The organism is Candidatus Ancaeobacter aquaticus, assembly GCA_030765405.1.
Taxonomy (GTDB): Bacteria; Auribacterota; Ancaeobacteria; order Ancaeobacterales; family Ancaeobacteraceae; genus Ancaeobacter; species Ancaeobacter aquaticus.
In genome coordinates this window covers 61,385-88,304 of sequence record JAVCCP010000028.1, presented here as the reverse complement: position 1 = coordinate 88,304, position 26,920 = coordinate 61,385, and the positions used below count along the sequence as shown (strand labels likewise).

Here is a 26,920-nt window from a genome sequence, read left to right as displayed (position 1 = left end):
CAGCTATAAGCTGTAAGCTATAAGTCTTAAGAAAAAACTTTTAACAATTAATTATCTTGCCAACACTATATAGATATAGTGTTATCACATACCTAATGGGCCTACCCCATTATTATTTAAGCACTACCTTCTGTTTGCCTTTTTTCACTTCACCGATTATATATGCTTTTTCGCCTGTGCGTTTTAGTGAGGCTCGAAAGGCACTAGCTAAAAGACTAGTGGCTTTTGCAAGCCGCCCTTAGGAAACTAGTAGAGTTTCCAAGGATTTGGTCCCCGAAGGGGAAACTATCCCCCCTGTTTTACGATTTTCGAGGCATAGCCCGAAAAAATCTAGGGGGGATCACATTTATTTAAGCAATACTGTTCGTTTTCCTTTTTTCACTTCACCGATTATATATGCTTTTTCGCCTGTGCGTTTCAAAGTGCCCATGACTTTGTCGCACACATCTCGGTCAACAATGAGCACCATTCCTATACCCATATTAAATGTTTTATACATTTCAGTCTCCCGGATATTTCCTTCACGTTGCAACATGCTGAATATCGGTAGAACAGGCCATGAGCCTTTTTGTATGTGTACATCAACATTTTTTGGAAGAATGCGCGGAATATTATCAATAAAACCGCCACCGGTAATATGCGCTATCCCTTTTATTGTATATTTCTTCAAAAGCTTCAGTATGTTCTGAGAATAATCTTTGTGTGGTGCAAGCAGTGCCTCACCGAGTGTTGTATTCAATTCACTGATATGAGTAGATACTTTATATTTCTTTTTATCAAAAAATACTTTTCGGGCAAGTGAATATCCGTTGGTATGTAATCCTGTTGACTCCAAACCTATGACAACATCTCCCGGGCGTATTTTTTTTCCGTCAACAATCTTAGATTTCTCAACAATACCAACCATTGTCCCAACAAGATCATATTCACCTATATTATACATACCCGGCATCTGTGCTGTTTCCCCACCGATCAAGGCACATCCAACTTTCTTACAGCCTTTTGCGAGTCCGGAAATGATGTCTTTATATTCAGATGGTTCTAATGCGCCTGTTCCAATATAGTCGAGAAAAAAGAGTGACTGCGCTCCCTGCACAACAATATCATTTGCACAATGACATATCAGATCGATTCCTACCGTATCATGTTTACCCATCATACATGCGATTTTCAGCTTTGTGCCGACACCATCTGCACTGGAAACTAGTACTGGGTTCGTATATTTATTTTTATTTAAAGCATATAACCCGCCAAACCCACCGATATTTGTTAGCACATTCTTTGTAAAGGTGGTCTTTACAATTTTTTTGATATCGTTTTTCAGTGAATTACTTTTCTCGATATCAACTCCGGCATCTTTATATGAAAGGGTTTTACTCAAAACAAATCCTCCTATGAGATTTTACTCGGATCTCTGTTTTTCCATTATATATTTATTCATACCTTTTGGTATAGCAACTGAATAATCACCGTCAAAACATGCCTTACAAAACATATCATCTTTATGCTCTACCGCTTTTAGCATGCCTTCTTTACTTAAATACCCTAAACTATCAACATTAAGAAACTTTTTAATCTTGCTGAGCGTATGTGTTGCTGCAATAAGCTTCTTTTCATCGGGAAAATCAATACCATAAAAACATGCGTGACGGTGTGGAGGACAACTAATCCTCATATGTATTTCTTTTGCGCCTGCTTCACGCAAACTTTTTATTCTTGATCTGCTTGTTGTTCCCCGTACAATTGAATCGTCAACAACAACAATACGTTTTCCTTTTAATATTTTCTTAATAGGATTTAATTTAATCTTTACGCCAAGATCACGTATGAGCTGAACCGGAGACAAGAAAGTTCTTCCAATATAATGATTTCTAATAATGCCCATTTCAAACGGTATCCCAGACTCTTGGGCGTATCCTAATGCGGCACATGTCCCTGAGTCAGGAACAGGTATCACTAGATCTGCTTTTATGGGATGTTCTCGTGCAAGTTGCCTTCCCAGTTCTTTACGAATAGTATGTACATTTTTCCCAAATATGTTGCTGTCCGGACGGGCAAAATAAATATATTCAAAGATACATTTTGATAAACGTTTGGCCGGTTCAAAAGGCTTTACCGATTTAATCCCTTTTTCATTTATGAATACAATCTCTCCCGGAGCAATGTCTCTTACATACTCAGCACCGATAAGATCAAATGAACATGTCTCTGAACTCAACACATACGAACCATCAAGTTTTCCTAATACAAGCGGTCTGAATCCATGAGGATCGCGCGCACCGATCATTTCCGATTCAGTTAAGAGTACCAGCGAGTATGCACCTTTAACTTTTTTTAACGCATCTATCATGGTGTCACGCCTCTTTGTCTCATTTGAACGTGCCATGAGATGCACAATGATCTCGCTATCCATTGATGTCTGAAATATTGAACCGTATGCTTCTAACTCATCCCGTAAAATATTTGCGTTTACCAGATTCCCGTTATGCCCAATAGCGATCTCTCCACGGGAATAGTTCACTTGGAGCGGCTGCGCATTTTTTATCGTACTTGACCCGGTCGTTGAATAACGCACATGGCCAATAGCATTTTTACCAGTTAATAAGTTCAGCTCCTCTTCCTTAAACACATCACCGACAACACCCATACCTTTGTACGTATACAGTTTTTTACCGTCACTTGTTGCTATTCCCGCGCTTTCCTGCCCTCTATGTTGCAGGGCATAAAGCCCTAAATATGTCATTTTTGGCGCGTCATTATGCCCATAAATCCCAAATATACCGCACATACCCAGCCCTCACTTACTCGTTACAGTTTCTTCTATAGAGTTACTCCACAACTCACCCAACGTATCAATTTCACACTCAATGAGATTGTTTTTACCATAGTTTATAATAAGCTGCTCGCCACCAACTTTACCGAGGTGCGTTACCCCTATTTTTTTCTTTTTTGCGAGAACTTTAACTTTTTCCATGTCTTTTTTCATGCATGTTATAACTACCCTTGACTGTGATTCACCAAAAAGGAGCGCATCATTTCTTTTCGCCTTAAAGTATTTAGGATCAAGATTCACTGTACATCCCAGCTTATTACGGTCAGATGAGATGGCTGATTCTGCAAGTGCAACAGCAAGACCGCCTTCAGAACAATCATGAGCAGACTTTACAAATCCTTTTTTGATGGATCCAAGGATAACGCTCTGTAATCGTTTCTCTTCATCAAAATCTATACGAGGTGGTTTGCCCACTTTGAGATTATGTTTGATCTTAATATAATGACTCCCGCCAAGTTCTTGCCGGTTATTACCAAGCATCAATATCTCATCACCTTCATCTTTAAAAAATTGTGTCGTAATATGTTCTTCTTTTTCTATCAGACCAACCATGCCAATAGTCGGTGTGGGATCAACCGCCCCTTTAGGGTTTTCATTATAAAAACTCACATTACCGCCTGTTACCGGCAATTTTAATGATCTGCAGGCATCACCAAGACCTTCGATCGCTCTTTTGAATTGCCAGAATATTTCCGGCTTCATGGGATTTCCAAAATTAAGACAATTCGTCACCGCAAGAGGAACAGCACCCGAACAAACAACATTTCGGGCAGATTCCATTACCGCACTCGCTGTACCAACATATGGATCAAGATAACAATAGGTTCCGTTACAATCCACTGACATTGCCAGATACTTATCGATATCCTTTATGCGAAGTACTGATGCATCCGAACCCGGCAAGACAACGGTATTTGTTCTTACCATGTGATCATACTGTTCGTATACCCAGCGTTTACTTGCAATCGTCCAACTCTTCAGCAGGAGGGCAAGATCACTGTTACAATCTTTTGAGTCCTTTATCTTGTCGAATTTAAAAGCCCGTACCTTTTTGTAGTAGTCCGGCTCACGATATTTTCTTTGATAAAGCGGAGCATCATCTGCAAGACGTTTTGCGGGTATCTCGGCAACTGTTTTTCCATTATGCTTAACTCGCATCTTTCCGTCATCAGTTACATATCCTATCTTAACGGCGTGGAGATCCCATTTTTCGAATAATTTCTCTACTTGTTTCTCTTTGCCTTTTTTGACGATAACCAGCATTCGTTCCTGAGATTCTGAAAGCATAATTTCATAGGGCACCATTCCTGTTTCTCTTTTTGGAACATGCGCAAGATCGATTTCTATTCCTGTATCACCTCTGCTTGCAGTTTCGCATGTTGAACAGGTGAGTCCCGCAGCACCCATATCCTGGATACCGATAACATAGCCTGTTTTTGTCAGCTCTAAACATGCTTCTAAAAGAAGCTTTTCCATAAACGGATCACCGACTTGCACTGCCGGACGATCTTCCTGAGAATCTTCTGTAATTTCTCGTGATGCAAAACTCGCACCTCCAAGACCATCACGTCCCGTTGTTGCACCTAAATAAAAGACCGGGTTACCTGTTCCGCGAGCACATCCTTTTACCAGATCTTCATGCTTCATAACACCAAGACTAAATACATTTACTAACGGATTTCCTTCGTATGTCTCATCAAAATATACTTCACCGCCCACCGTAGGAATACCGATACAGTTTCCATAATGCGCTATGCCTGCGACAACTCCGGAAAAAAGGTGTTTTACATTCGGGTTATCAAGTTTTCCAAAACGAAGTGAATTCATCCCCGCTATTGGTCTTGCGCCCATAGTAAAGATATCTCTAATAATACCGCCAACACCTGTCGCTGCGCCTTGAAACGGCTCGATTGCAGAAGGATGATTATGACTTTCAAGTTTAAAGACAACTGCCCAACCGCTCCCAATATCGATTGCGCCTGCATTTTCTTCACCGGCTTTTACCAACACTTTTTTTCCTTGTGTTGGCAATGTTTTAAGCCAATATCGCGAGTTTTTGTAGCTGCAATGTTCTGACCACATTACAGAAAAGATGCCTAATTCGGTAATGTTTGGGTCTCTTCCTAAGATATCAAGTATCATCTTATATTCATCGGGTGTAATACCATGTTTTTCAATAACGTCTTTTGTAATTGCAATATCGTTCATATCAGCACCAATCCAGGATTATTATTTTTTCATATAATTTACTATTGATTGAAAGAGTCTGAATCCATCAACAGATGTCATACACTGCTCGCTCGCTCTTTCAGGGTGCGGCATCATGCCGAGCACGTTACCCTTTTTATTGCATATACCGGCAATGTTTTCGAGCGACCCATTCGGATTTGCACTCTGGGAAACCATACCGCTGTCATTGCTGTATCGAAACACTATTTGATTGTTTCCTTTTAACTCGTTCAATGTTTTTGCATCACAAAAATAATTTCCCTCACCATGCGCAACAGGAATCCTTAAGACTTCACCAGGCCTGTACAAAGAGGTAAAAGGAGTGTCAATATTTTCCGTACGTATAGAAACATATTTACATATAAATTTGAGCGAGGTATTTCTCAGCATTGCACCCGGCAGAAGTCCCGACTCTAATAAAACCTGAAAACCGTTACATATACCAATAACCAGGCCACCTTCGTTTGCATAGTTTATGATTGATTTCATCACCGGAGAAAAACGCGCAATAGCCGCTGTACGTAAATAATCACCATATGAAAAACCTCCCGGAAGAATAATACAGTCATAATGATGAATCTTTTGTTCTTTATGCCAAATATATTCAACTTTTTGCCCAAGCACAGCGTCACAGACATGAACACAATCTTGATCGCAATTAGATCCTGGAAACTGCACTACCCCAAACTTCATACGTACCTACCTTCTCTGTTCTTAAAAGTATCTTTATGGAAGCAAATCGTACTTATATTCTTCTATAACAGGGTTCACAAGGAGCTTCTTACACATTTCATTAATTTCTTTTTCCGCTTTCTTTTTGTCCTTAGAGGAAAGCTCCACCTCAAAGTATTTACCCATCCTCACATCATTTACCGTCTTAAAACCAAGGGATTCTAAAGCATGACGAATAGTAACACCCTGCGGATCAAGCACACTTTTCTTGAGTGTCACATAAATTTTTGCTCTCATAATAACTCCTATGTTCAGCTTTAAGTTTAAAACTTTATTCATTATTATTGTTATATTTTCTTATAGCTTAAAGCTTACAGCTTATAGCTTGTTTTTCCTTACTTAATTCCTACAACTCTAAAAACTCTACTTATATCTTTCAGATGGCATGCAAGATCAAATAACTCACTAATATCTTTTTTGGACAATTTTGCACATAACTCTTTGTCTTCAAGCAATGCTTCCTGGAACGTTAGGCCCTTATTCCAAACATTCATTGCGTTTCGTTGCACAATTTTATATGCGATTTCACGGCTAAGACCTTTTCTGGTTAAATCCAGGAGAACTTTCTGTGAAAAAATAAGACCTTTTGACTTATCCATGTTCTCCTTCATATTTTCGGGATACACAACTAAATTAGTCATTATTTCAGTCATCAAATGCAGTATATAATTTAGCGCAAGCGTTGAATCGGGAATAATGATCCGTTCAGCTGAAGAATGTGAGATATCACGTTCGTGCCACAGCGCAATATTTTCAAACCCGCTCATAGCATTACTTCTAATCACACGGGCAAGACCGCATACACGTTCACACGCTACCGGATTTCTCTTGTGAGGCATAGCACTTGAACCTTTTTGTCCTTTTGCAAAACCTTCTTCTACTTCACGTATTTCTGTTTTCTGCAATCCGCGTATTTCAAGCGCATATTTTTCTAACGTTGCTGCAACAAGCGCGCAATGCGATAGGTATTCCGCGTGCCGATCTCGTTGTACTATCTGTGTAGAAATTGGAGCTGGTTTGAGCCCTAGTTTTTTGCATACATATTCCTCCACAAAGGGATCAACATTCGCATGCGTACCGACCGCACCAGAGATCTTTCCAACAGAAATAATATCGAGGGCCCTTTTCATCCTGTCCCGTGCTCTTACAAGCTCAGAATACATAAGCGCCATTTTTAAGCCAAATGTTGTCGGTTCTGCGTGCACACCGTGAGTCCTGCCAACCATAACAGTGTATTTATGTTTTTTTGCTTGCACCTTCACCACTTTAAGAAGGCCTTCAATATCAGTAAGTATCAATCGAGCTGCTTCGGCCATCATGACTGATAGAGCGGTGTCAACAACATCTGAGCTGGTAAGACCGTAGTGAATATATCGTGATGACGGACCTACATATTCACTTACCGAGGTAAGAAACGCGATAACATCATGTCTTGTTTCTTTTTCTATTTTATCAATTCTTTTAATATTAAATCGCGCTTTTTTCTGGATCTCTGACAAAGCTTTTTTTGGGATAAGCCCTAATTTAGATTGTGCTTCACATGCAAGCACTTCAATCTTTAACCATATGTCAAACCGGTTTTCATCAGACCAGATTTTATCCATTTTTGGGAGCGAATAACGTTTGATCATTTGAGCCTCCTATTTGTAGGACTTTTTATTTTATACCTTTTTTAGAGCAAGTCAAATAAAATGAATAAAATAATAATAAAAAACGTCATTTAATTTTAACCTGTTTTATGGTACTATCTTATGAAAATCTGAGAGGAGCTTTTTATGGCAACTATTACGTTTCAGGGTACTGCAATACAAACTTCAGGAGAACTACCTGCAATAGGCACCACTGCACCTGATTTTTTACTTACAGATGGATCTTTGAACGATATCGCACTAGAAGCATTTGCAGGTAAAAAAAAGGTTCTTAACATTGTTCCTAGTCTTGATACAGGAGTGTGCGCTACAAGCGCTCGACGGTTCAATCAGGAAGCAACAGCAGTAGACAACACTGTTATTATCACCATCTCAGCAGATCTTCCTTTTGCACAAAAACGCTTTTGTGACTCAGAAAAATTATCTAATATTACCACTCTTTCAACCATGAGAGGCGGGTCTTTTGGTGCTGATTACGGCGTTATAATAACAAACGGTCCCTTAAAAGGGCTTATGACGCGTGCAGTGATTGTTCTTGATACTCTTAACAAGGTCATTTATACTGAACTCGTTCCTGAAATCACCGAGGAGCCAAATTATGAAGGGGCTCTTGCAGCACTGAAATCGTGAATCAATTATTAGCGTTTAGCGCATAGCGGGTAGCGTATAGTTAAAAAATTAAAGCAAAATCTAAACGCTGTCCGCTAAACGCTAGATTCGTTACATTGTCTTATAGCTTAAAGCTTACAGCTTATAAAAAAGGAGAAGTATATGAGGTCTTTCATTATTACCTGTTTTTGCTGCATATCCTTGCTTTCATTTTGCGTATATACCGTACATGCATACCAGCAGGATAATCACATTGACGATGCTAAAGAAGGTGTTGGAGAGAACATAGGAAAATCAACCGATGATTTTGGGGCTGAAATCGGCAAAAGCGCGCAGAAAGTCGGTGAAGGAGCACTGCAAGGTACAGGCGAAATTCTTAATTCTGTCAGCGACCTCCTTAAAGGTATAGGTACACAATTTAAACAGAAGCCAGATACAAATATTCCCTCTTCTACACCACGAAACTCATCAAGCACAAACGGATACACGCCTTCGCTGCAAAAAAAAATACATCTTTCATGTTCACATTGTGGCCAGGATTTTGAGGTAATTGGTTTCCCTAAAGGATCAAACTATTATTGTCCTAACTGCGGAAAAGAAGTGGGACCTGAATGCACTCAGTAGTGTAGTGCCGCTATATAAAAAAACCGCCCGGATAAATCCGGGCGGTTTTTTTTGAGTTCAAATAATATTATTCCTTTTTTCCCGCTTCAAGCGCTGTAGGATATGGATCATTCGTTATTTCGTAATAACAAGCCTTATTATCCTTATTAAAAACGTTATACACCCCTATCGCGCCTGCAAGCGCTAATTTCAACGGATAAGTAGCCACTTCTTCAATAATTTCAAATGTGGAACGTAACGCTCCTGAAGGACTAAACCCTTGTTCACTTTCAGCTCTAACAGGAACCGCCCGTAGTATGAGACATAGCATAAAAACCCCTATAACAAAACTCCTCACAAGCACCTCCTTAATTCCTCTTTAATATGAGTATTATACTAACCCAATATATCTTTATATACAAGCCAAAACCCATCACTCGGCGGACAGTTTCCTCGTAAAACACAGCATCTTAGGTTATATATTTACTATTTCCTTGTATACTTCCTCTGTTTCATCCAGTACTTTTTTAAATGAATATTGTTTTGCTTTATCAAGCGCATTCTCACCCATAGTGCGCTGCAGATTTTTATCTTCAAGAGCCATTATTCTTTTTGTCATATGAGCAGGGTCTTCGACATACCCTTGAACACCATTTGCGATTATTTCTCCCGCACCGTTGTGGGGCGAGGTAATAACAGGCAATCCATAACTCATCGCTTCTAGAGTAACATTGCTAAAAGGATCATATAACGTGGGTAAGACAAATATATCCGATACCCTATAAAATTTCTTAATATCCTGCTGCACACCACAGAAAAGTATTCTATCCGAAACATTACACTTCTTGGCAAATGCACGATACATCTTCTCATTGCCTTTTCCGACAACGAGTACTTTTGCCGCTTTAATATCAACCACCGATTCAATAAGGTATCTCAACCCTTTTCGTTCATAATTTGATCCGGCAAACAGTATGACATAGTCATTATCTGCCAAATGCATCTCTTTTCTGAGAACAGATTTCTCCTGGCTAGTGAGAGGTCCGGGGCATTCTTCTACACCGTTATAAATCACCTTGATCAGCTCTTCGCTAACACCATAATGATGGACTATTTCATTTTTAACCATCATCGAATTTGCAATAATCTTCTTGAGCTTTGGATCTTGATATAGTTTCTTTTCTATATGTAAAAGAAGCATGTGTTTCGGATCTACTATTTTCAGAAAATGCGCGGTGAGTCCTCTTTCTTTCGATAATTGCCTAAGCCACTGCCTATGACACCCATCACCCGCACGATACACATCCTGACACAGTGTCCTGTCAAAACTCTGCACAACATCATACACTTCACTCGCAAGCATGTTCCGACAGGCAGTAGAAAATAAAAGGGGTTTTATAAAAGAAAACGTTTTTAAGAATTGTACCCGATGATACATGACACCACTGAGCTCATTATCCCAAGAATGAGCATAAATATGTACGTCATGGCCTTTATCGCAAAGTCCTTTTGCTAGACACCATACATTTTTCTCGGCGCCTCCAAATGGACTTACTTTTTCTCTTATTAATGCAATTTTCATAGTTAATAGCTCAATAAAAAAAGGGGACAGTCCCTATTTTTTAGAAAAACTCAGGACTGCCCCCTATTATTCATTTATATCAGCGTATTATTCCTTTACGAATGGCTCTAAAGGATTCTTTTCGCCAGTTGCGTTGTAATACGATACCTTTTGATGAGGATAAATCGCATTATTAAGCTCGCATGCACCAAAAATAAGTAATTTTAGAGGCATTGCAATCGCGTACCCGGCAACCTCTAGCGGTATCATGATAATATCGCCTATTTCAGGTTGTTTTTTCTCTTCAGCCTGTACGGCAACAGTACCCATTAAGAAAAGTAACAGTAAACTTATCGCACAAATTTTCTTCATAGTACCTCCTTATTTATTGTAGATATTTTACGATATATTTTTTATTTGTCCAGTATTTTATACGATTTTTTACTTATTGCTCACTCCCTGCTTTTTTCAGGCAACGCTCATATATCTGGCCGATTACATCAATTGTATGAGTCAACGTGAACATTTCGCGAACTCGTTTATTTCCCTCAACTCCACAATTTTGCCTTAAATCGCCATCATGTATGTATTTTATTAGATAATTGGTCATACATTCAATATCCCTCGGTTGGCAAATTAAACCCGTCTTCTCATTTATAACAGTTTCACATACACCGCCAATATCCCCGGCGACAACTGCCTTTTTCATGGCTAAAGCCTGTAATACTGCTTGCGGCACACCCTCGTTTGCATATGAGGTAAAAAGAAAGATATCTAATGCGGATAGTATCTCTGGAATATCTTCACGATACCCAAGCATTATAACACGACCATCTAACCCCTTTTCTTTTATGATCGCGGCAATACTTTCTCTCTGCGGACCATCTCCTACTATTAAGAATTTTGCCCTGGGAAATACCCGAAGCACTCTTTCAGCAACGGAAATAAAATCCACATGACCTTTCCAGCTTCTCAAAATACTGACATTCCCGATTACCATATCACCATCATTAAGATTGAGTTTTTTTCTCGCAACGGTTTTGTCATAATTATCAGGATTAAAAAGATGTTCATCTACCCCCGTCGGTACGGAACATACATTTTCAGGGCTAACGCCCAATAAACAAAGACTTTCCTTAATTGACTGCGCGGTTGTAACAATAAAATCAGTCATATGCGTATATACAAATTTATTTGTTACCGGTGTTGATAAATGCCTTGTACGCATAACCAAGGGAATAGACGTACAAAACTTTACAAAACCTATCAACCAACTATCTATCGAGCTATGGGTATTAACAATATCGACGTTGTTATCCCTAATAATTTTTCTTAAACGATATATCGCCGACAGAGAAATGGATGATGACATCTTAAGCGGGATACATTTTATATCCTTATCCCTTGCGGCTTTCAATATTTTGCTGTGCGGTTGACATGCAAGATAAAATGTATGTCCTTTTTCACGCAAAGACACTATTTCAGCAAGTATCCTTTTTTCCTGCCCACCCCAGCCTGTGGAGGCTTCTGTATGTAATATTGTGTAAGACATATTTACGTGACTCGTTGTTCGTAATTCGCACCCATGAAATTTATAAATAAATTTCTCTGGGTATAGTCCCCGTAGGGGATTTCCGTTGTTTGCTATTTTAACTACCCGCTATACGCTAGCTTCTTAACCGCTTCAATGATCTCTTCCGGTTCGATTTCCTTCATGCATTTATTATCAAGACATTCCCTGTTATCACACGGTGAACATGAGATATCTTTATGTATCAAAACATATTCATTATTACCAATGGGACCTGTTCTTTGAGGATCACTTTGTCCTGATAATACAACCACCGGCACCCGTAATGCAAGAGCTATATGCAATGGACCGCTATCTGTTGAGATAAAACATCCGCACCTTTCTATCAAAGATGCCGTTTGTTTTATCGAGAACTCACCTTTTATAAGAAACACTCTACGCCCCACTTCATTAATCTGTTTTTCATATTGCTCTAATAGAGAAGCGTGTTTTTTACCGCAGATCACAAAAAAAATTGCTTTATCGAGCACCCGCAATGCCTTATTTAATAACTCAGGAAAACGATCATATTGTTTTGACTGGTGACTTGCAAAAGGATGAACACCAATATATTTTTTTTCTGTGATATTATTCTTTTCCAGATACCTTTGAATATCTTTTTTATCTTCATCACTCAAAAACATATCCATAGAACAACCATCATCACACACCCCAACACTTCCGGCTATCGCGAGCCTGTACGGAATTAGATGCATAGTACTTTTCGGTCTCGTGTATGTATGTGTTAGCAAAAATGCAAATTTACTTTCAGCCCATCCCACGCGACAAGGTATCCCGCTTATATATATGAGCGGTACAATATCAGGGTCATTGGCGTGGAGAATGATCGCTAAATCAAATTTCCGCCTGCGCAGTGTTTTTAACAAGAAGTAGAGCCCCTTATATTTACCTTTATATATTATTAACTCGTCACAGTAGGGATTGTCCTTCAGAATCTCTTGGGTACGCTTATGAACCATAACGGCTATATGCGAGGCAGGATAATTCTTTCTTACAGCCCTAATCGCCGGTGTTGAAAAAAGTGTATCGCCGAGTGCGGTAGTACTAACAAGTAATATCCTCTTAACCGTATCCTTATTTAAAACACCACTGTTCGTTCCCTCAAAATGCTTTACTATGCGAAATACATTTCTTAACAGCCAGTAAGTATGTTTTTTGAATTTTTTAGCCATATTATTTAGTTCACCCAATAAAATATTTATCTATAGCTTTCTTCACTTCATCAACGCTTATATCATCTAAACAGCGGCTTTTTTTTGTGCTATTACAGCCGTCTTTTCCGCAGGGAACACATTCCCACCGTCGGTAGATAACAGTGTCAGACGGGTTGCGCGGCCCCCAATTATGCACACCAGACGGTCCAAAAAGAACCAGAACAGGAGTACTCACCGCTTGAGCAATATGCATAGGCGCACTATCTATTCCAAGAAACAATTCCGCACCCTGAATAACAGCCGCAAGCTGTTTAAGCGAAAGTTTCCCTGAAAGATCGACAGGTTTAGTTTTCATTTGATGAGTAACGTCATGTGCTATCGTGATCTCCTTCTCAATTGGCGCACTTGTTACAACGACACTGACCCCATAACGAGTATAGATATAATCAGCAACTTCAGCAAAGCGATCACTTTTCCAGCATTTAAACAACCATCTGCTCGTCGGGTGCATTACTACATATTTACTGTCTTTATCAATACCTGAAGATGTTAAGATATCATTGGCGCAACACCGATCTTTATCTCCTACCGCAATCTCTAAATCTGTGTCACCTGCAGTTTGACCAAGAATGTGTACCAGCTGCATATGATAATCAACTGTATGTAGAGAATGATCCGGAGGTACAGCATAGGTGAAATATTTGTCACGCAAAACCATTCCTTGAGAATTCTTCATATAACCGCATCGCACGGAAGCACCGGATAGAAACGCGCACAATGCTCCCCTGTCACCCCCTGAAAATTCTACAACAAGATCAAACTTATTCTTGCGAATCTTCTTAATAATCCCATATTCCGCACATACCCTGGGCACAAACCCCCTGCGTTTTATTGCTCTATCATAGAGTATCACATCTTTTATATAAGGGAGCCCAACAAGCATCTCTTCAGTTCCGGCATTAACAAATGCTGTTATCTCAGCATCAGGATACAATTCATGCAATCCCTTAATCGCAGGAACAGTAAGAAGAACATCCCCGATATGTTTTAATTTTATCACTAATATCTTTTTTACAGACGTATTTATACTCATAACCGATTTTATTTTTTTGTACGTTCATATAACTTTGCATATTTCAAAAATACATAATATGCATACATAGACGATATTACAAAACCATAGAGTCCATCTAAAAAACCGTACTTGATAATATACATTTTAAAAAAGGTAAATTGCGGCCGAATTAAAAGCTCGGCAAAAAGCAGTGCTTTTTTCTTTGAATAATCTCTTTCGGGATCACGCTGCATCTCTTTGGCAGCAAGAGTCGAATACCTATTTAATCGTCCAATAAATTGTCTTATGCTCGTATACGTAAAATGCAAAAGAGGATTATGTAATTTCCCCTTTTTCCCTTCTATGTGCACGGCTTCATGAACCATTCTTTCTTTAAATTTTCCCTTACCGTTTTTAAACAAGCGCACAGAATAATCCGGATACCAGCCGCAAGACTTAATCCATCTGCACAAAAAGAAATTTTTGCGCGCTACTGAATATCCGTTATTATCTCCATAAAGTAATGTACATTCATTTGCGAGTTCCGACGTCACCCGCTCGTCTGCATCAATAACAAACACCCATTCTTTGGTCGCTTTTTCAATACACATATTCTTGTTCTTCGAAAATCCTTCCCACGGCACTTGGTAAACCTTATCGGTATATTCGCGGGCAATTTCAACCGTTTTGTCCGTACTCTGAGAATCCAAAACAATGATCTGGCCGAACCACTTCACGCTTTCAAGACATTCTCTGATATTCTTTTCTTCGTTAAAGGTTATGACACATACTGATACATTCAATTTTCCGTCTTTAAAAGATATCTGTCCTCTGCATGGATATATAAAGCTAAGCCCATACCGTTTAGGACATAATTTGAGATGCCAGAGCATAATATTAAATAAAATAAAAAGTTTTTGACGGTACCTTCTAGTACATGAGAGGGTGACAACAAAACCAAGCATATTGATTATCATATCAATGCATAATTTAACTCCAAGTCCAACACGCAACAAAAAACTCTCCAGACGATTCTTGTGCTTTCTGAAGTATATGTAGCGCGAACGATAATACTCAATAGATGAAGAGACATAATCCTTAGAAACGCTTTGGCCTTGCGCATGCATTATCCTCGCGTGCGGAATGAATACTATTTTTTTCAAATGATCATGTGCGCGTTTACACCAATCAGTTTCCTCAAAGAAAAAGAAATAGTCTTCATCAAACATACCAATTTCGTTTATATCTGCCATGCGAACCATCATGCACGCTCCGATAACAGCATCAATGTCAGCCGGCACGTTGTATACTTTCCATTTTGAAGGGTACCACCACGGCATCAATAATTTCAAAAGGCTTTTATTTAATAACTCCGTTATAAGCGATGGAAAAACACTATATGAATTTTGCTTTGTCCCGTCCCTATCATACAACTGTCCGCAACACGCTGCGACATCGTTCTCGTTATCCATGTACTCAACAAATCGTTTAACTGTATCCGGGTAAACGCATGTATCGGAATTTAAAAGAAGCGCATATCTTCCTGTAACCGTTTTAAGCGCCATGTTATTTGCTTTTGCGAAACCGACATTGCTCTGGTTTTGTATGATCCTCGTTTGGGGGAAATTATACCCAATGGCTTCGACACTGCCGTCACACGATCCGTTGTCAACGACAATAACTTCATACTGAAAATCACCAATACTTTTATAGACTGAATCCAGACACTCCATTAAAAGATAGGCAGTATTCCAATTTATTATGATTATTGATAGATCCATGATAACAGTTCTCTATTTTTCTATGATTACCTGACTGGTAGAATATCCCTTAGAGTGGGAGATCGAAACAAAAACGGTATGCCCGCCAAGCTTGTCATATACCTCTTTGGCTTTACCCGAAAAAGAAAGGACCGGTTTTCCAGATAGGTGGTTTTCAATCTCAATATCTGTCCAGCAAATGCCGTCAGTCAGCCCTGTTCCAAGAGCTTTAAGCGCCGCTTCCTTTGCGGTAAATCGTCCGGCAAAATGAAGCAATGCATTCTTTTTTTGGTTTTTACAATACTCTATTTCATGTTCTGTAAAAATTCTTTTATAGAATTGTTCTCCATGCCGTTCAATAACATTTTGTATTCTCTCATTTTCAATAATATCTATACCGATACCGACAATCATATCATCCCCCAATTTATAAAACTTAAATAGCGGGTAGCGTTTAGCGGATAGATTTTATTTTAATTTTAACTATACGCTATGCGCTCTACGCTAAACGCTATTAAAAAAGGGGACAGTCCCCTTTTTTAATAATAATTTTTCTACACTTCGATATACATCCTCAACGGTTATAGATTCCATACACTCATAATTTTTTAAACATGTTCTTTTTAAACAGGGCGAACACTCGATATCTTTATATATAAGCTCACACGAGCCTAAAGGTGCGGTGATATTCGGATCAGTTGAGCCAAAAAGAGCAACAACACTCACCCCAACTGCTGAGGCAATGTGCATTGGTCCGGAATCATTTGAAACCACTGTGTCACATACCTGCATGCCTGCCGCTAACTGCAGGAGATTGGTTTTTCCTGCCATGTTAATAATAGTATAGGGCAAATTACTGGTTATCTCTTTTGTGCGATCAGCTTCTTTTGGACTACCAAAAAGCACTATATCAGCATCAGTATTTTTAATTAATTCTATAATCAATTCCCTGAATTTCCGAAGAGGCCATCTCTTTGCCGGCCCAAATGCAGCCCCGGGGTTAACCCCGATCAAGGGGCCTTTTCGGCTACGTTTAGATAAAACTTCATCTTTCGCCCATTGTTTACTTTCACTATCGATAGTAATGCTCGGCGGAAGCAAATCAGGTACATTTCCAATTTCTTTTGCAATCCTGTAGTAATACGCACTGTGATGCAGCCGCAATGTATCTTTATCTCTTTTCACACACTGCGAAAGCAAAAAACCTCTTCCATCCTTGGCGTATCCAACACGATAGCTTACTCTGCCGAGAAAAAATAAAACTGCTGACCTCACAGAATTTGGAAACAGCAGGCCAAGATCATATCGTCCCCTTCTTATCGCTTCGCCTGTTTTAAACATATCAGTTAATCCGGTAAATCCTTTTTTTCTTGGTGGCAGCACATAGACAGAATCTATGTCCGAGTTTGTCGTTAGTAGTGGTGCAATATGAGGATAACAACAGGCCGTGATCTTTGCATTTGGAAAAAGTTTTCGCACAGCATGAATCGCAGGTAGCGACATTACCATGTCCCCGATCCAATTTGGCATATGGATCAGTATCTTATAACTGTCAGCTATTTTTTTCTTTGCTTTTTTTGATTTCCACCTTTTATGAACCCAAAACCATTCACGGGGATATGACCTCACATACTGCTCTATAGCACGTGCATACGATGCTGTCACTCTTTTCACTTCACCGATACGATCTTTTGATAACTCAGGGACAATCGGCTTTTCATACGTAAGGGAGTATGTATCTCCACTGGCCACTAAAAATATAGGAACAATTGATGCCCCGGTTTTATAAGCAATTTCTGCGGGAGATGATACTGTTTGCACCATCTTCCCAAAAAACTCTACCGGAATACTGTCATTTCCTCCCGACTGGTCAGCATACAAACACACTATGCCATTATGTTTCAATGTACGCATAACTGAGAAGACTGCATCGCTTTTAGGCACTATTTTGTTGTGTGTATATTCGCGAAGAGACGTAACAAAGGCATCGAGATATTTATTGTTCTGCCTTCTTCCAACGGTAACCACCGTATAGTCTTTTAAAACAAGCGAACCGAGAACACCCATCATTTCCCAGTTACCAAAATGTGCCGCAACAAGAATAAGTCCTTTTTTCCGCGCGAGAGACTCCTCAACATAGTGTCTGTTATTCTCGGTAACCATGCCCTTTAACTCATGTAAGTCATATTTCTTTATTCGCAAATAATTGAGCGTATTTTTTATAAGGTTGCAAAACACCGCATGCGCAATCTCTTTACGCTCAGCCTCTGTTTTTGAATCTCCAAAAGCTCTCAGCAAATTATTATGCATTGTTCTTTTATGCGGCAAATCAACATAGTAGAGGATAGTGCCGATAACAACGCTTACCTTGTTAATACATCCTCGCGGAATACAATTAAGCACGCTTACTGCAGTCCGACACAAAACATATACAATATAATCAATTATAAGATATTGATTTTCCATAACTTACCATATAATAGCATACAAACAGTTGTCTTTCGCCATAAGTTTTGTTATATATATTAGTACAACATTAAATTAATTATATGAAAAATTTTATAAATTTTATAACTTATCTTATTGTATTGGCAATTGTTAAATTAATAGTATTATTTCCCCGTACTGTTATGCTCAAAATAGCTGACTTACTGGGAGATCTTGCCTACAGCATTGACTCACACCACAGAAATGTCGCTCTCACTAACATAGGCATTGCTTTCCCCGGTATGGAAGTGAAAAAGGCACACGAAATTGCAAAAAATTCATTCAGGAACATGTTCCGCACTGGAATAGAAGTTATGTATGCGCCAAAAATAATCAGCAGTGAAAATATCGCAAATATAATGCGCCTTGAAGGTGAAAAAAACATACTTGACGGGGCAAAGAAAAAGAAGGGTGTACTGTGTATAGCAGCTCATTTTGGTGTATGGGAGTTCCTTTTTTATGGCAACTATCTATTACCACAACCATTTGTTCCGTTAAATGCCATTATCCGGCCAAGCGACAACCCCTATATTGACAAATTTATCAATCACGCCCGTGAACTACTCGGCACGGTCATGGTCCCAAAAAAACAATCAATAAAACCTATCATTAAAGCATTACAAAGAAATGAAAGTATTGGCATTCTTATTGATCAAAATGTGTGCAGAGAAGAAGGGGTATTTGTTGATTTCTTTGGCAAAAAAGCCGCTACCACCTTCGGAGCAACTTTGCTTGCCTTAAGAACAGATGCACCCATTGTCCCTGTCTTTGTTTATACTGACAGAAAAACCAATACCCATGTCATTAAGTTCCTCCCTGAAATACCACTTACACGAACCGGTAATTCAACAGAAGACATTCGGATAAATACACAGAAATTCACTGCATGTGTTGAGGATATTATTCGAAAGAACCCGGAACAATGGCTCTGGGTCCACAAACGCTGGAAAACACGACCCATAGGTGAGGAAGAGAAAATATACTAAATTCGTGAATCGTGGTTCGAGAAATGAAATTATTATAAAATAGTTCGATACCCAGAAACAATTTACTATACGCTATCCGCTAAACGCTGTACGCTATTATAAAAAAGGGGACAGTCCCCTTTTTTATTCATTCCCCGCTACCTGAAGTTTTCTGTTTGACGATTGTTTCGGGTCAAAGAAATCCCGCAGCATATCGCCAATAAGATTAAATGACAGCACTGCTACAAGCAATGCAAGACCGGGAAACACCGTCATCCACGGACAGTTTCTCATATACTCAATTCCATCATTGATCATAGCACCCCAAGAAGGTGTTGGCGGCGGAACCCCGAGACCGAGAAAACTCAAGGATGCCTCACTTAAAATAAACGTACCCATTTTCATCATCGCAACAACTATCACGACGGACACAATATTTGGAATAACATGAGTAATAATCACTCGCAAATGCGAACACCCAACAGCATAGCCCGCCTCAACATACTCTTTTTCTTTCATTGAGATCACTTCACCCCTCACAATACGTGCGAAACTTGCCCATCCCACAAGTGACAGCGCCATGCATATGGTAAAGATTCCTCCATTAAAAACGGCAGTAATACCTATCGCTAAGAGTAACCCGGGAAAAGCCAGCGTAATATCTGTTAACCCTATTATTATGCGATCTATCTTTCCTCCATAAAAGCCGCCGATAAGACCGAGGGAAAAGCCGATGGTCAGAGATATCACCGTCGCTGAAAACCCAACCAAAAGTGATATGCGACTACCCAGAATAATACGGCTCAATATGTCTCTTCCCAGCATATCTGTTCCACACCAATGTTTCATACTGGGTGCCAATTTCACACAATCTAAATTTATTGCATTGGGATCATACGGAACAATGAAGGGAGCAAAAATAGCTACAACAATAAATCCGACCATACACCAAAAAGAAATAAGTGCCACCTTATTATTTTTTATAGCAGGAACTATTTGTGATGTAATAAATAAACTCATGTTATTTTAACTTTATTTTCGGGTTACATACTTTATAGAGGATATCTATAATAAAATTCATACTAACAAAAATAACCGCACCGAAAAGCACGGTACCTAATATCACGGGATAATCTCTTTTAAAAATAGCGCTCATCGCAAAACGGCCAAGCCCGTCCCAGCCAAATATTGTTTCTGTAAGTACCGATCCATTCAAATAACTCGCGAAATCTATCCCAATGAGTGTTATAACAGGAATAATTGCGTTACGCAGACCATGACGTAGAACCACTCTGATTTCTGATATTCCTTTTGCCCGCGCACTGGTAATATAGTTTTCATGTAACACCTCTATCATGCTTGAGCGTGTCACACGAGCTATAAAGGCTAACGATCTACTTCCCAGAGTTACCGCCGGAAGAATAATATAGATCAATTGACCATGCCCCATACCGGAAGGCGGCAATATTTTAAACGTATACGCAAAAATAAAAATAAGTATTAATCCAAACCAGAAAATCGGTATTGAGATACCAACTGAAGAAAAAAGCGTTATCGCGCGATCAATAGCGCTGTTTTTAAAATACGCTGCGATAATTCCTATACATACACCCAAAAGCACAGCAAAAGCCATTGCTGCTGAAGCAAGTTTTAAGGTATTTGGAAGCTTTTCCATAATAGACCTCGAAACAGGATACTGCGTATAATATGACTTTCCAAGATCACCTTTTGCTACAAGACCAACATACTGAAAAAACTGTGTAAGATAATTTTCGTCCACACCTAATTTTTTTCTGTACTGTTCGATTACTTCCGGCCCGGCATGCTGTCCAATCATCCCATAGACGGGATCACCCGGAACGCTCTTCATTAAAATAAAGGTGATAACAAGTATTCCCACAATGGAAAAAAGTGCAACACCTATTCTTTTAACGATATATTCCATAGTCCACTTCCTACTTAATATAGCTTTTTTTTGCTGATATCTTTTTTACATCTATCCAGATATCTGTCCCCTTATCGGAGTTATATATCGGGTAAAGAGTATATCCTTTGACCCACGGTTGCGTAAGAACATATTCCCCCTTATGCCACAAAAATACCCAGGGCGCTTCTTCAAATATTTCTTTATTGAGCTGGACGTACAGCTCTTTTCTTTTCTCGGCATCTATCGTTTTTTGCGCTTCCCTAATAAGCGCATCAATACGAGCATCATCAAAACGTGTTTTGTTTCCACCCGCACCATGATTCAATGAATGAAAATTTGGGAAGAAAAAATTTTCTGCATCAGGATAATCTGCCCACCACGACAATAAAAACATGTCAGGCTCACCATTAATGACCGTTTCTTTGAATGAACTCCATTCTCGTTCTATAATGACAGCATTAATACCTACCGCTTTTAAGTAATGTTGCACGACCTCAGTAATATGAGCCGCTTCTTTTGTTCTGTTTTGATATAATGTTATCGTAAGCTCACCGGAAATACCAGCTTCTCGTAATAGATCTCTAGCCTTTTGGGGATCATATGGATATCCGCACTGCGGATACTCTCCACCATCTAACTGGGGCGGCAAGACTGATCGTGCACAATTGACCCTGTCATCAAGAAGATTACGCGCTATTTTTTCTCTATCAATAGCGTAATTCACCGCTTGTCTTACAATTTTATTATTGAATGGATGCCGTGAACAATTAAACCCCAAATAATATGTATTTAATCCAGCACATGAGAAAATATTTTCTTTCTTTGACTGATCATTTAAAATGGTCTTATACTCCGCTCGCGGAATAGAAACAATATCCAAATTACCATTTTCAAATTCTGCAAGTGAAGAGAACTCATCAGGAATGATTCTATATTCTATTCCTTTCATCTTTGGTTTATTATCAAAATAACGCGTATGTGCTTCAAGCACAATTTCATAATCCTGCTTCCATTCTTTTAGCATAAAAGGGCCCGTTCCTATCGGACGGCGGGAAAATTCTTCCCCTAACCGGTGTACCTCTTCTTTCGGCACTATATAGGCATTCGGCATGGTAAGAAGCCATAAAAAAGGGCCAAATGAATCACTCAACTCAATCTGAAGAGTATTTTTATTTACAACTTTGATCCCCGTTACCGAATCTTTTTCACCCTTAGTAAATGCATCTACACCCACAATATTATTAAATATCCATTTCCGGGCGCTCCCTGTCTCAGGGTTAAGTACTCTTTCAAATGAATACTTAACATCTAACGGGGTTAGTCGCCTCCCATTATGGAAAAACACATCATCTCTTAACGTGAATGTATACCGTTTTCCATCGGAACTAATATCCCACGAGCTGGCTATATCGCCCACAACATGTAAATCTTTATCTGCCCGCACCAAACCGTTAAAAATCTTTGCGGAAATACCTCCACCAAGAACATCAACAATAAGTGCCGGATCTAATGTCGTGGGGTTTTCAGGTATCGCCAGCTTAATCGTTCCATAATCTGTTCTTCTGGCGCCACATCCTGTAAGAAAAAGAAAACAAACACAAGTGAGTAGAATTTTTTTACATTTAGGGGTCACAAAATCTGCCATATATCCTTTTAGTTTCTTTATTGCTTATTTTTTGAAAGCACTTTACCGGGAAGTTTTCCTGTAAAATGTCCGTTATCAAAAACAATATCTCCGCTAACAATTACCATGGTAATACCCTCAGAATACTGGTGCGGATTTTCATAGGTCGCATTATCTTTTATAGAAGCAGGATCGATAATAACAATATCAGCATGCGCGCCTTCTTTAATTTCACCTCTGCCGGTCAGGCCCATTTTCGCAGCAGGCATAAGAGTCATTTTATGAACGGCTTCCTCAAAAGACAGTGTATTATTACCAACATATTCATGAAATATTTTAGGAAACGTTCCGTACGCTCTCGGATGAGGAGACCCCTTTGATAACACTCCGCTTGTTTTTCTCGATGATGCGTCTGAAGCAATCATAACATAGGGCTTCTTCAAAATTATCGGCAGATTATTCTCACTCATCGAAAAGAAAATACCACTGGCTTTTAATTCTTCTTCAACAAGCAAATCTACAAGTGCCGTTACCGGACTCGTATTTCTCTTTATTGCAATATCACTCAAAAACAATCCTTGGTAACACTTGTTTTTCTGTGAGCCAACATATGACACCATAACCTTCTTCCAATACTCGTTACCGGCAGAGGATAATTCATTTTCCAATAAGGCACTCTCTTTTTTATCTCTGAGACGCTTGAGTTCTGCATCTTTTCCACCAGCATAAAACCGTTTTGGCAATATTGTATCAAGGTCAGTGCATGAAGCAGTATAAGGATACCGGTCAGCAGATACATCCACACCCCGTTTGCGAGCATCTTCAATAACAGTAAATGCTTCCTCCAACTTATGCCAGTTTTGAACACCATTTGTTTTTAAATGAGATATTTGAACACGCAAGCCATTTTTTTCACCAACCTGTATTGCCTCTTTTATTGCTTCTATGAGATTATCTCCCTCACTTCGCATATGACTGGTGTAGATGCCATCATATTGAGAAAGCACGCTTGCAAGCTGGGTAAGCTCTTTTGATGATGCATACATCCCCGGAGGATAAATAAGTCCTGTAGAAAGACCAAATCCACCCTCATCCATACCGTTTTTAAGAAGTGTCTTCATTCGTAATATTTCTTCACTGGTAGGAGACCTATCACTATACCCAATAACTGAAGCCCGTATATTGCCCTGGCCGATCAAAGGAACAAGATTATGAATAATACCTTTTTCTTCGCATCGCGCGCGATACTCATTGAGACTGGACCAATTAAAATCAATACCATACTCTTGATATAAATCTTCAATATGGCTTTTGCATTCATCTATGAGCGGCGCTGCAGACATACCGCAATTACCGATAACTTCTGTTGTGACACCTTGAGTAATCTTGCTCTTGGCATTTTGATCAACGAGAACGGAAAAATCAGAATGTGAATGAATATCAATAAATCCTGGAGTAACAATATATCCATTGGCATTCACTGCTTGTTTTGTTGGATTATCTTTAAGGTCACCAATAACGCTTATCTTGCCGTCTTTTATCCCAACATCACATATACGACCGGAATCAAGTGTCCCGTCGTATACTGTTCCACCCAGTATTGTGCTATCAAACATGTCCCCACCAAATGCAATTATTATCCGATAACTATCTACTCCATAATACTGCCCACACCATACGTCCGTCGTTCCTTTTTCACTATAAATGAGCTGTTCAATAATGTAAACAGAAATGTTCGCAAACATTTTTGTACGTACTTTATATGGCTAAACACCCAGCATATGTGCTTGATGTAATATTTTTACAGCATCTATACCATTGCCTAGCAACGTCTTACAACCGGCACCTATTTGTCATTTTAAGAGTTGGCACAAACCTTGCTCTAATAGATCAGAAAAAAGGAGGCATACATGAAAAGAAAAACTAATAAAGTAAAAGAGGGTGAAATATTCGAGGAAAAAATAATTGAAAATGAAATTATTGATGACGCGCTCTTTAATGATTTCGATGTTTCAATGCAGCATGCAGATGATGATGAGCTGTATGATCTTTTGAAAAAACTGGATAATATTACGGAAACATATCGAGAAGAAAACGATAATCCGTTTAATTATTTCCTTAACATGCATTCATACTAAATAAAGAAATCAGTTAACCCCTAAAACAAGTGATCAGTTTTTTATAAAACTTGATCACTTGTTTTTTGTATCATCTTTATATCCATCAACAGAGAAGATCTTAACCGGTTTTGTTTTTCCTTTTACCACGATTGAATCTAATTCTCTTAATGCAAAGTTTTCATCTTTAACCAGATCGTATGTTGATTCGGTAATAATAATATCGGTATCATAATTACGTGTAAGCGCTTCTACTCGCGCACCGACATTTACATTATCTCCAATAACCGTATAGTCAAAGATCTCGGTTGACCCCATGTTCCCGGTAATCATTTCGCCGGTATTAACACCGACACCAATAGAGAGGGGTTTTCTCCCTTCAGTAGCCCATTGTTCATGCAGTTCATTTAATCGCTTGATCATTTCGATTGCGGTAGTCACCGCATCTTTTGCCTGTATTTTTGGTTCTACCCAAAGAGGAGAACCATATACCGCCATAATTTCGTCTCCGACAAACTTATCAATAGTTCCGTTATATTTAATGGTGACTTTTACCATCGCGTCAAGATACTCATTTAATATTGCCACTACCTCTTCGGCCGTATGACTTTCACAATATGTAGTAAAACTTCTTATATCTGAAAAAAGTACCGTAAGCTCACGACGCACACCGCCAAGGGCTAATGCATCAGGGTTAGCAATAATCTGATCGATGAGTACCGGTGATAAGTAATGTGAAAACGCATTTTTGATCCATTTTTTCTGTTTTTCTTCTGTAATATATTTATAGATAACAACAATGAGATAGGTATTCAAAACACCAAGAGCAGGGCCAACAATATTTACGATATAGCCCTGTTCTTTAAAGAAATAAAAGACCGTACCCAAGTACATGCATAACACCACTCCTGATAACATACCACCAAAAAATGGCCGTACAAGATACACGATTAGTCCCGTGAGAATACAGATACCAAAAATTATTATACAGTTAACTACAGGTGATGTCTCTCGCATAAACGTTTTACCTATAATACTATTTATGATATTTCCATGAATACCAACCATAGGATACAGCGTTTCAAACGGCATCGGTTTTGTATCATTAAGTCCGATAGCGGTAAGACCAATAAAACAGAGCTTTCCTTTATACGTATCAAGATCAATCATCGGTTTTTGATTTTCTAATGACTGCTTATACGCAAGTAATGTTTCATAATATGAATAATGGGTAAAGGTATCCACCCATTTGCCGGCCCAGTTAATGATCATCTGGCACTTATCATCAATAGGTATTTCAATATCGCCTCTTGCAGAATTTTTAAGGAGAATACGTTTTCCCGGCTCAATTATTATATCTTCGTCTTTTACTTTAAGATAATCACAAACTATCTGAAATGAAAAATGCCTATAATACTTATCTCCATGTTTTATAACGAGCGGTACACGACGTACAACACCATCTTTATCGGGTATAACATCAAGAAATCCGGTGCCTTTACTCGACTCTTTAAAAAGTGGAATAGGATTAAGCACCCCTTTGACTTTTTCTTTATCATATTCAACCAAAAAAGGTAAGTAGACGCTTCCAGCCTCTTTCATTGCATCTGCCATAGCATCATCATTTTCTTTAGAGCTCGGCTCAGTAAAAAGAACATCAAATGAGATTGCTTCAGGGTTATACTGCGATAAAACTGAAATTATTGTAGCGTGCCATTCTCGTGACCATGGCCATCTACCGATATTTCGGATACTGTCTTCAGCCATATCAACAAAAACAACTTCTTTTGTCGATGGGATTGTGCCTCTGATCTTAAATCTCATATCAACAGTTGTAAGTTCAAATCTGTCGAGATACCCCAAAAGACATATAGCTGAAATGATTATCGCAATACAAATACTGATCAATAACTCGAAACTGATAAAAAAACGTAATAACCCTTTTGCCTTAGATTTCATATAAATATTCTCTCACTTTAAATTAAATACAGCAACCATGTACTGCAAAAAAAAGCCCTGCGGATA

Annotated in this window: 24 protein-coding genes; 4 read left to right on the top strand and 20 right to left on the bottom strand. The window is 38.9% G+C overall.

Annotated features, from left to right (window positions below):
• Positions 1-346: 346 nt before the first annotated feature.
• From purM to purB, 6 genes are all read right to left on the bottom strand, one after another.
• Positions 347-1,381 (bottom strand): phosphoribosylformylglycinamidine cyclo-ligase, encoded by a 1,035-nt coding sequence (purM, locus tag P9M13_03325; protein MDP8262318.1) that lies wholly within the window; start codon positions 1,379-1,381, stop codon positions 347-349.
• 21 nt (positions 1,382-1,402) lie between these two features.
• On the bottom strand, positions 1,403-2,788 hold the full coding sequence (purF, locus tag P9M13_03320; GenBank protein MDP8262317.1) for an amidophosphoribosyltransferase: 1,386 nt from the start codon (positions 2,786-2,788) through the stop codon (positions 1,403-1,405).
• A gap of 9 nt (positions 2,789-2,797) precedes the next feature.
• Positions 2,798-5,041, bottom strand: coding sequence for a phosphoribosylformylglycinamidine synthase subunit PurL (gene purL, locus P9M13_03315; GenBank protein ID MDP8262316.1), 2,244 nt, complete (start codon positions 5,039-5,041; stop codon positions 2,798-2,800).
• Positions 5,042-5,062: 21 nt separating this feature from the next.
• The gene (gene purQ / locus P9M13_03310) at positions 5,063-5,755 is read right to left on the bottom strand and encodes a phosphoribosylformylglycinamidine synthase subunit PurQ (GenBank protein ID MDP8262315.1); all 693 of its coding nucleotides are present in this window, start codon (positions 5,753-5,755) and stop codon (positions 5,063-5,065) included.
• A gap of 33 nt (positions 5,756-5,788) precedes the next feature.
• Positions 5,789-6,031: a phosphoribosylformylglycinamidine synthase subunit PurS gene (gene purS, locus P9M13_03305; GenBank protein MDP8262314.1), complete on the bottom strand. Its 243-nt coding sequence runs from the start codon at positions 6,029-6,031 to the stop codon at positions 5,789-5,791.
• 98 nt (positions 6,032-6,129) lie between these two features.
• Entirely contained in the window at positions 6,130-7,425 is a 1,296-nt protein-coding gene (gene purB / locus P9M13_03300) for an adenylosuccinate lyase (GenBank protein MDP8262313.1), read from the bottom strand.
• Between the two features lie 144 nt (positions 7,426-7,569).
• On the opposite strand from purB, the gene tpx reads away from it, so the two are divergent.
• Complete coding sequence (tpx, locus tag P9M13_03295) at positions 7,570-8,073, top strand: thiol peroxidase (protein MDP8262312.1); 504 nt, start codon at positions 7,570-7,572, stop codon at positions 8,071-8,073.
• 141 nt (positions 8,074-8,214) lie between these two features.
• Complete coding sequence (locus P9M13_03290) at positions 8,215-8,676, top strand: hypothetical protein (protein MDP8262311.1); 462 nt, start codon at positions 8,215-8,217, stop codon at positions 8,674-8,676.
• Positions 8,677-8,743: 67 nt separating this feature from the next.
• Here the strand turns inward: P9M13_03290 and P9M13_03285 are convergent, their stop codons facing one another.
• The 9 genes from P9M13_03285 to waaF form a co-directional block, all read right to left on the bottom strand.
• Positions 8,744-8,986, bottom strand: a complete 243-nt coding sequence (locus P9M13_03285; GenBank protein ID MDP8262310.1) for a hypothetical protein — start codon at positions 8,984-8,986, stop codon at positions 8,744-8,746.
• 144 nt (positions 8,987-9,130) lie between these two features.
• Positions 9,131-10,237, bottom strand: coding sequence for a glycosyltransferase family 4 protein (locus tag P9M13_03280; protein MDP8262309.1), 1,107 nt, complete (start codon positions 10,235-10,237; stop codon positions 9,131-9,133).
• A gap of 87 nt (positions 10,238-10,324) precedes the next feature.
• Complete coding sequence (locus P9M13_03275) at positions 10,325-10,588, bottom strand: hypothetical protein (GenBank protein ID MDP8262308.1); 264 nt, start codon at positions 10,586-10,588, stop codon at positions 10,325-10,327.
• 73 nt (positions 10,589-10,661) lie between these two features.
• Complete coding sequence (locus tag P9M13_03270) at positions 10,662-11,768, bottom strand: glycosyltransferase family 4 protein (GenBank protein MDP8262307.1); 1,107 nt, start codon at positions 11,766-11,768, stop codon at positions 10,662-10,664.
• Positions 11,769-11,869: 101 nt separating this feature from the next.
• Positions 11,870-12,979: a glycosyltransferase family 9 protein gene (locus P9M13_03265; protein ID MDP8262306.1), complete on the bottom strand. Its 1,110-nt coding sequence runs from the start codon at positions 12,977-12,979 to the stop codon at positions 11,870-11,872.
• Between the two features lie 10 nt (positions 12,980-12,989).
• Complete coding sequence (gene rfaQ / locus P9M13_03260) at positions 12,990-14,054, bottom strand: putative lipopolysaccharide heptosyltransferase III (GenBank protein ID MDP8262305.1); 1,065 nt, start codon at positions 14,052-14,054, stop codon at positions 12,990-12,992.
• 8 nt (positions 14,055-14,062) lie between these two features.
• A complete protein-coding gene (locus P9M13_03255; protein ID MDP8262304.1) occupies positions 14,063-15,796 on the bottom strand; it encodes a glycosyltransferase in 1,734 nt (577 codons plus the stop codon).
• A gap of 12 nt (positions 15,797-15,808) precedes the next feature.
• Entirely contained in the window at positions 15,809-16,189 is a 381-nt protein-coding gene (acpS, locus tag P9M13_03250; protein ID MDP8262303.1) for a holo-ACP synthase, read from the bottom strand.
• A 90-nt stretch (positions 16,190-16,279) separates the two neighbouring features.
• Entirely contained in the window at positions 16,280-18,241 is a 1,962-nt protein-coding gene (waaF, locus tag P9M13_03245; GenBank protein ID MDP8262302.1) for a lipopolysaccharide heptosyltransferase II, read from the bottom strand.
• Between the two features lie 83 nt (positions 18,242-18,324).
• Between waaF and P9M13_03240 the strand changes: the two genes are divergently transcribed.
• A complete protein-coding gene (locus P9M13_03240; protein ID MDP8262301.1) occupies positions 18,325-19,248 on the top strand; it encodes a lysophospholipid acyltransferase family protein in 924 nt (307 codons plus the stop codon).
• Positions 19,249-19,371: 123 nt separating this feature from the next.
• Here P9M13_03240 and P9M13_03235 read toward each other — a convergent pair whose 3' ends face one another.
• The 4 genes from P9M13_03235 to P9M13_03220 are packed head-to-tail and all read right to left on the bottom strand — an operon-like array spanning position 19,372 to position 24,523.
• Complete coding sequence (locus P9M13_03235) at positions 19,372-20,247, bottom strand: ABC transporter permease (protein ID MDP8262300.1); 876 nt, start codon at positions 20,245-20,247, stop codon at positions 19,372-19,374.
• Between the two features lies 1 nt (position 20,248).
• Positions 20,249-21,172 carry an ABC transporter permease gene (locus P9M13_03230; GenBank protein MDP8262299.1) on the bottom strand — a complete coding sequence of 308 codons (924 nt, stop codon included), beginning with the start codon at positions 21,170-21,172 and terminating at the stop codon, positions 20,249-20,251.
• Positions 21,173-21,182: 10 nt separating this feature from the next.
• Positions 21,183-22,799 carry an ABC transporter substrate-binding protein gene (locus tag P9M13_03225; protein ID MDP8262298.1) on the bottom strand — a complete coding sequence of 539 codons (1,617 nt, stop codon included), beginning with the start codon at positions 22,797-22,799 and terminating at the stop codon, positions 21,183-21,185.
• Positions 22,800-22,816: 17 nt separating this feature from the next.
• Positions 22,817-24,523: a D-aminoacylase gene (locus P9M13_03220; GenBank protein ID MDP8262297.1), complete on the bottom strand. Its 1,707-nt coding sequence runs from the start codon at positions 24,521-24,523 to the stop codon at positions 22,817-22,819.
• Positions 24,524-24,688: 165 nt separating this feature from the next.
• Here P9M13_03220 and P9M13_03215 point away from each other — a divergent pair, with 165 nt between their 5' ends.
• Complete coding sequence (locus tag P9M13_03215; GenBank protein MDP8262296.1) at positions 24,689-24,916, top strand: hypothetical protein; 228 nt, start codon at positions 24,689-24,691, stop codon at positions 24,914-24,916.
• A gap of 54 nt (positions 24,917-24,970) precedes the next feature.
• Here the strand turns inward: P9M13_03215 and P9M13_03210 are convergent, their stop codons facing one another.
• Entirely contained in the window at positions 24,971-26,854 is a 1,884-nt protein-coding gene (locus P9M13_03210; protein MDP8262295.1) for an adenylate/guanylate cyclase domain-containing protein, read from the bottom strand.
• Positions 26,855-26,920: the final 66 nt, after the last annotated feature.

Coding starts and splice junctions, on each gene's coding strand:
- rfaQ (MDP8262305.1), bottom strand. CDS start 14,054: ATGAGTATAAATACGTCTGTAAAAAAGATATTAGTGATAAAATTAAAA.
- purL (MDP8262316.1), bottom strand. CDS start 5,041: ATGAACGATATTGCAATTACAAAAGACGTTATTGAAAAACATGGTATT.
- P9M13_03285 (MDP8262310.1), bottom strand. CDS start 8,986: ATGCTATGTCTCATACTACGGGCGGTTCCTGTTAGAGCTGAAAGTGAA.
- P9M13_03270 (MDP8262307.1), bottom strand. CDS start 11,768: ATGTCTTACACAATATTACATACAGAAGCCTCCACAGGCTGGGGTGGG.
- P9M13_03280 (MDP8262309.1), bottom strand. CDS start 10,237: ATGAAAATTGCATTAATAAGAGAAAAAGTAAGTCCATTTGGAGGCGCC.
- P9M13_03240 (MDP8262301.1), top strand. CDS start 18,325: ATGAAAAATTTTATAAATTTTATAACTTATCTTATTGTATTGGCAATT.
- P9M13_03225 (MDP8262298.1), bottom strand. CDS start 22,799: ATGGCAGATTTTGTGACCCCTAAATGTAAAAAAATTCTACTCACTTGT.
- P9M13_03275 (MDP8262308.1), bottom strand. CDS start 10,588: ATGAAGAAAATTTGTGCGATAAGTTTACTGTTACTTTTCTTAATGGGT.
- P9M13_03220 (MDP8262297.1), bottom strand. CDS start 24,523: ATGTTTGCGAACATTTCTGTTTACATTATTGAACAGCTCATTTATAGT.
- purQ (MDP8262315.1), bottom strand. CDS start 5,755: ATGAAGTTTGGGGTAGTGCAGTTTCCAGGATCTAATTGCGATCAAGAT.
- P9M13_03210 (MDP8262295.1), bottom strand. CDS start 26,854: ATGAAATCTAAGGCAAAAGGGTTATTACGTTTTTTTATCAGTTTCGAG.
- purB (MDP8262313.1), bottom strand. CDS start 7,425: ATGATCAAACGTTATTCGCTCCCAAAAATGGATAAAATCTGGTCTGAT.
- acpS (MDP8262303.1), bottom strand. CDS start 16,189: ATGATTGTCGGTATCGGTATAGATATTATTGAAAATGAGAGAATACAA.
- P9M13_03230 (MDP8262299.1), bottom strand. CDS start 21,172: ATGGAATATATCGTTAAAAGAATAGGTGTTGCACTTTTTTCCATTGTG.
- P9M13_03265 (MDP8262306.1), bottom strand. CDS start 12,979: ATGGCTAAAAAATTCAAAAAACATACTTACTGGCTGTTAAGAAATGTA.
- P9M13_03215 (MDP8262296.1), top strand. CDS start 24,689: ATGAAAAGAAAAACTAATAAAGTAAAAGAGGGTGAAATATTCGAGGAA.
- P9M13_03255 (MDP8262304.1), bottom strand. CDS start 15,796: ATGGATCTATCAATAATCATAATAAATTGGAATACTGCCTATCTTTTA.
- P9M13_03290 (MDP8262311.1), top strand. CDS start 8,215: ATGAGGTCTTTCATTATTACCTGTTTTTGCTGCATATCCTTGCTTTCA.
- purS (MDP8262314.1), bottom strand. CDS start 6,031: ATGAGAGCAAAAATTTATGTGACACTCAAGAAAAGTGTGCTTGATCCG.
- purF (MDP8262317.1), bottom strand. CDS start 2,788: ATGTGCGGTATATTTGGGATTTATGGGCATAATGACGCGCCAAAAATG.
- waaF (MDP8262302.1), bottom strand. CDS start 18,241: ATGGAAAATCAATATCTTATAATTGATTATATTGTATATGTTTTGTGT.
- P9M13_03235 (MDP8262300.1), bottom strand. CDS start 20,247: ATGAGTTTATTTATTACATCACAAATAGTTCCTGCTATAAAAAATAAT.
- tpx (MDP8262312.1), top strand. CDS start 7,570: ATGGCAACTATTACGTTTCAGGGTACTGCAATACAAACTTCAGGAGAA.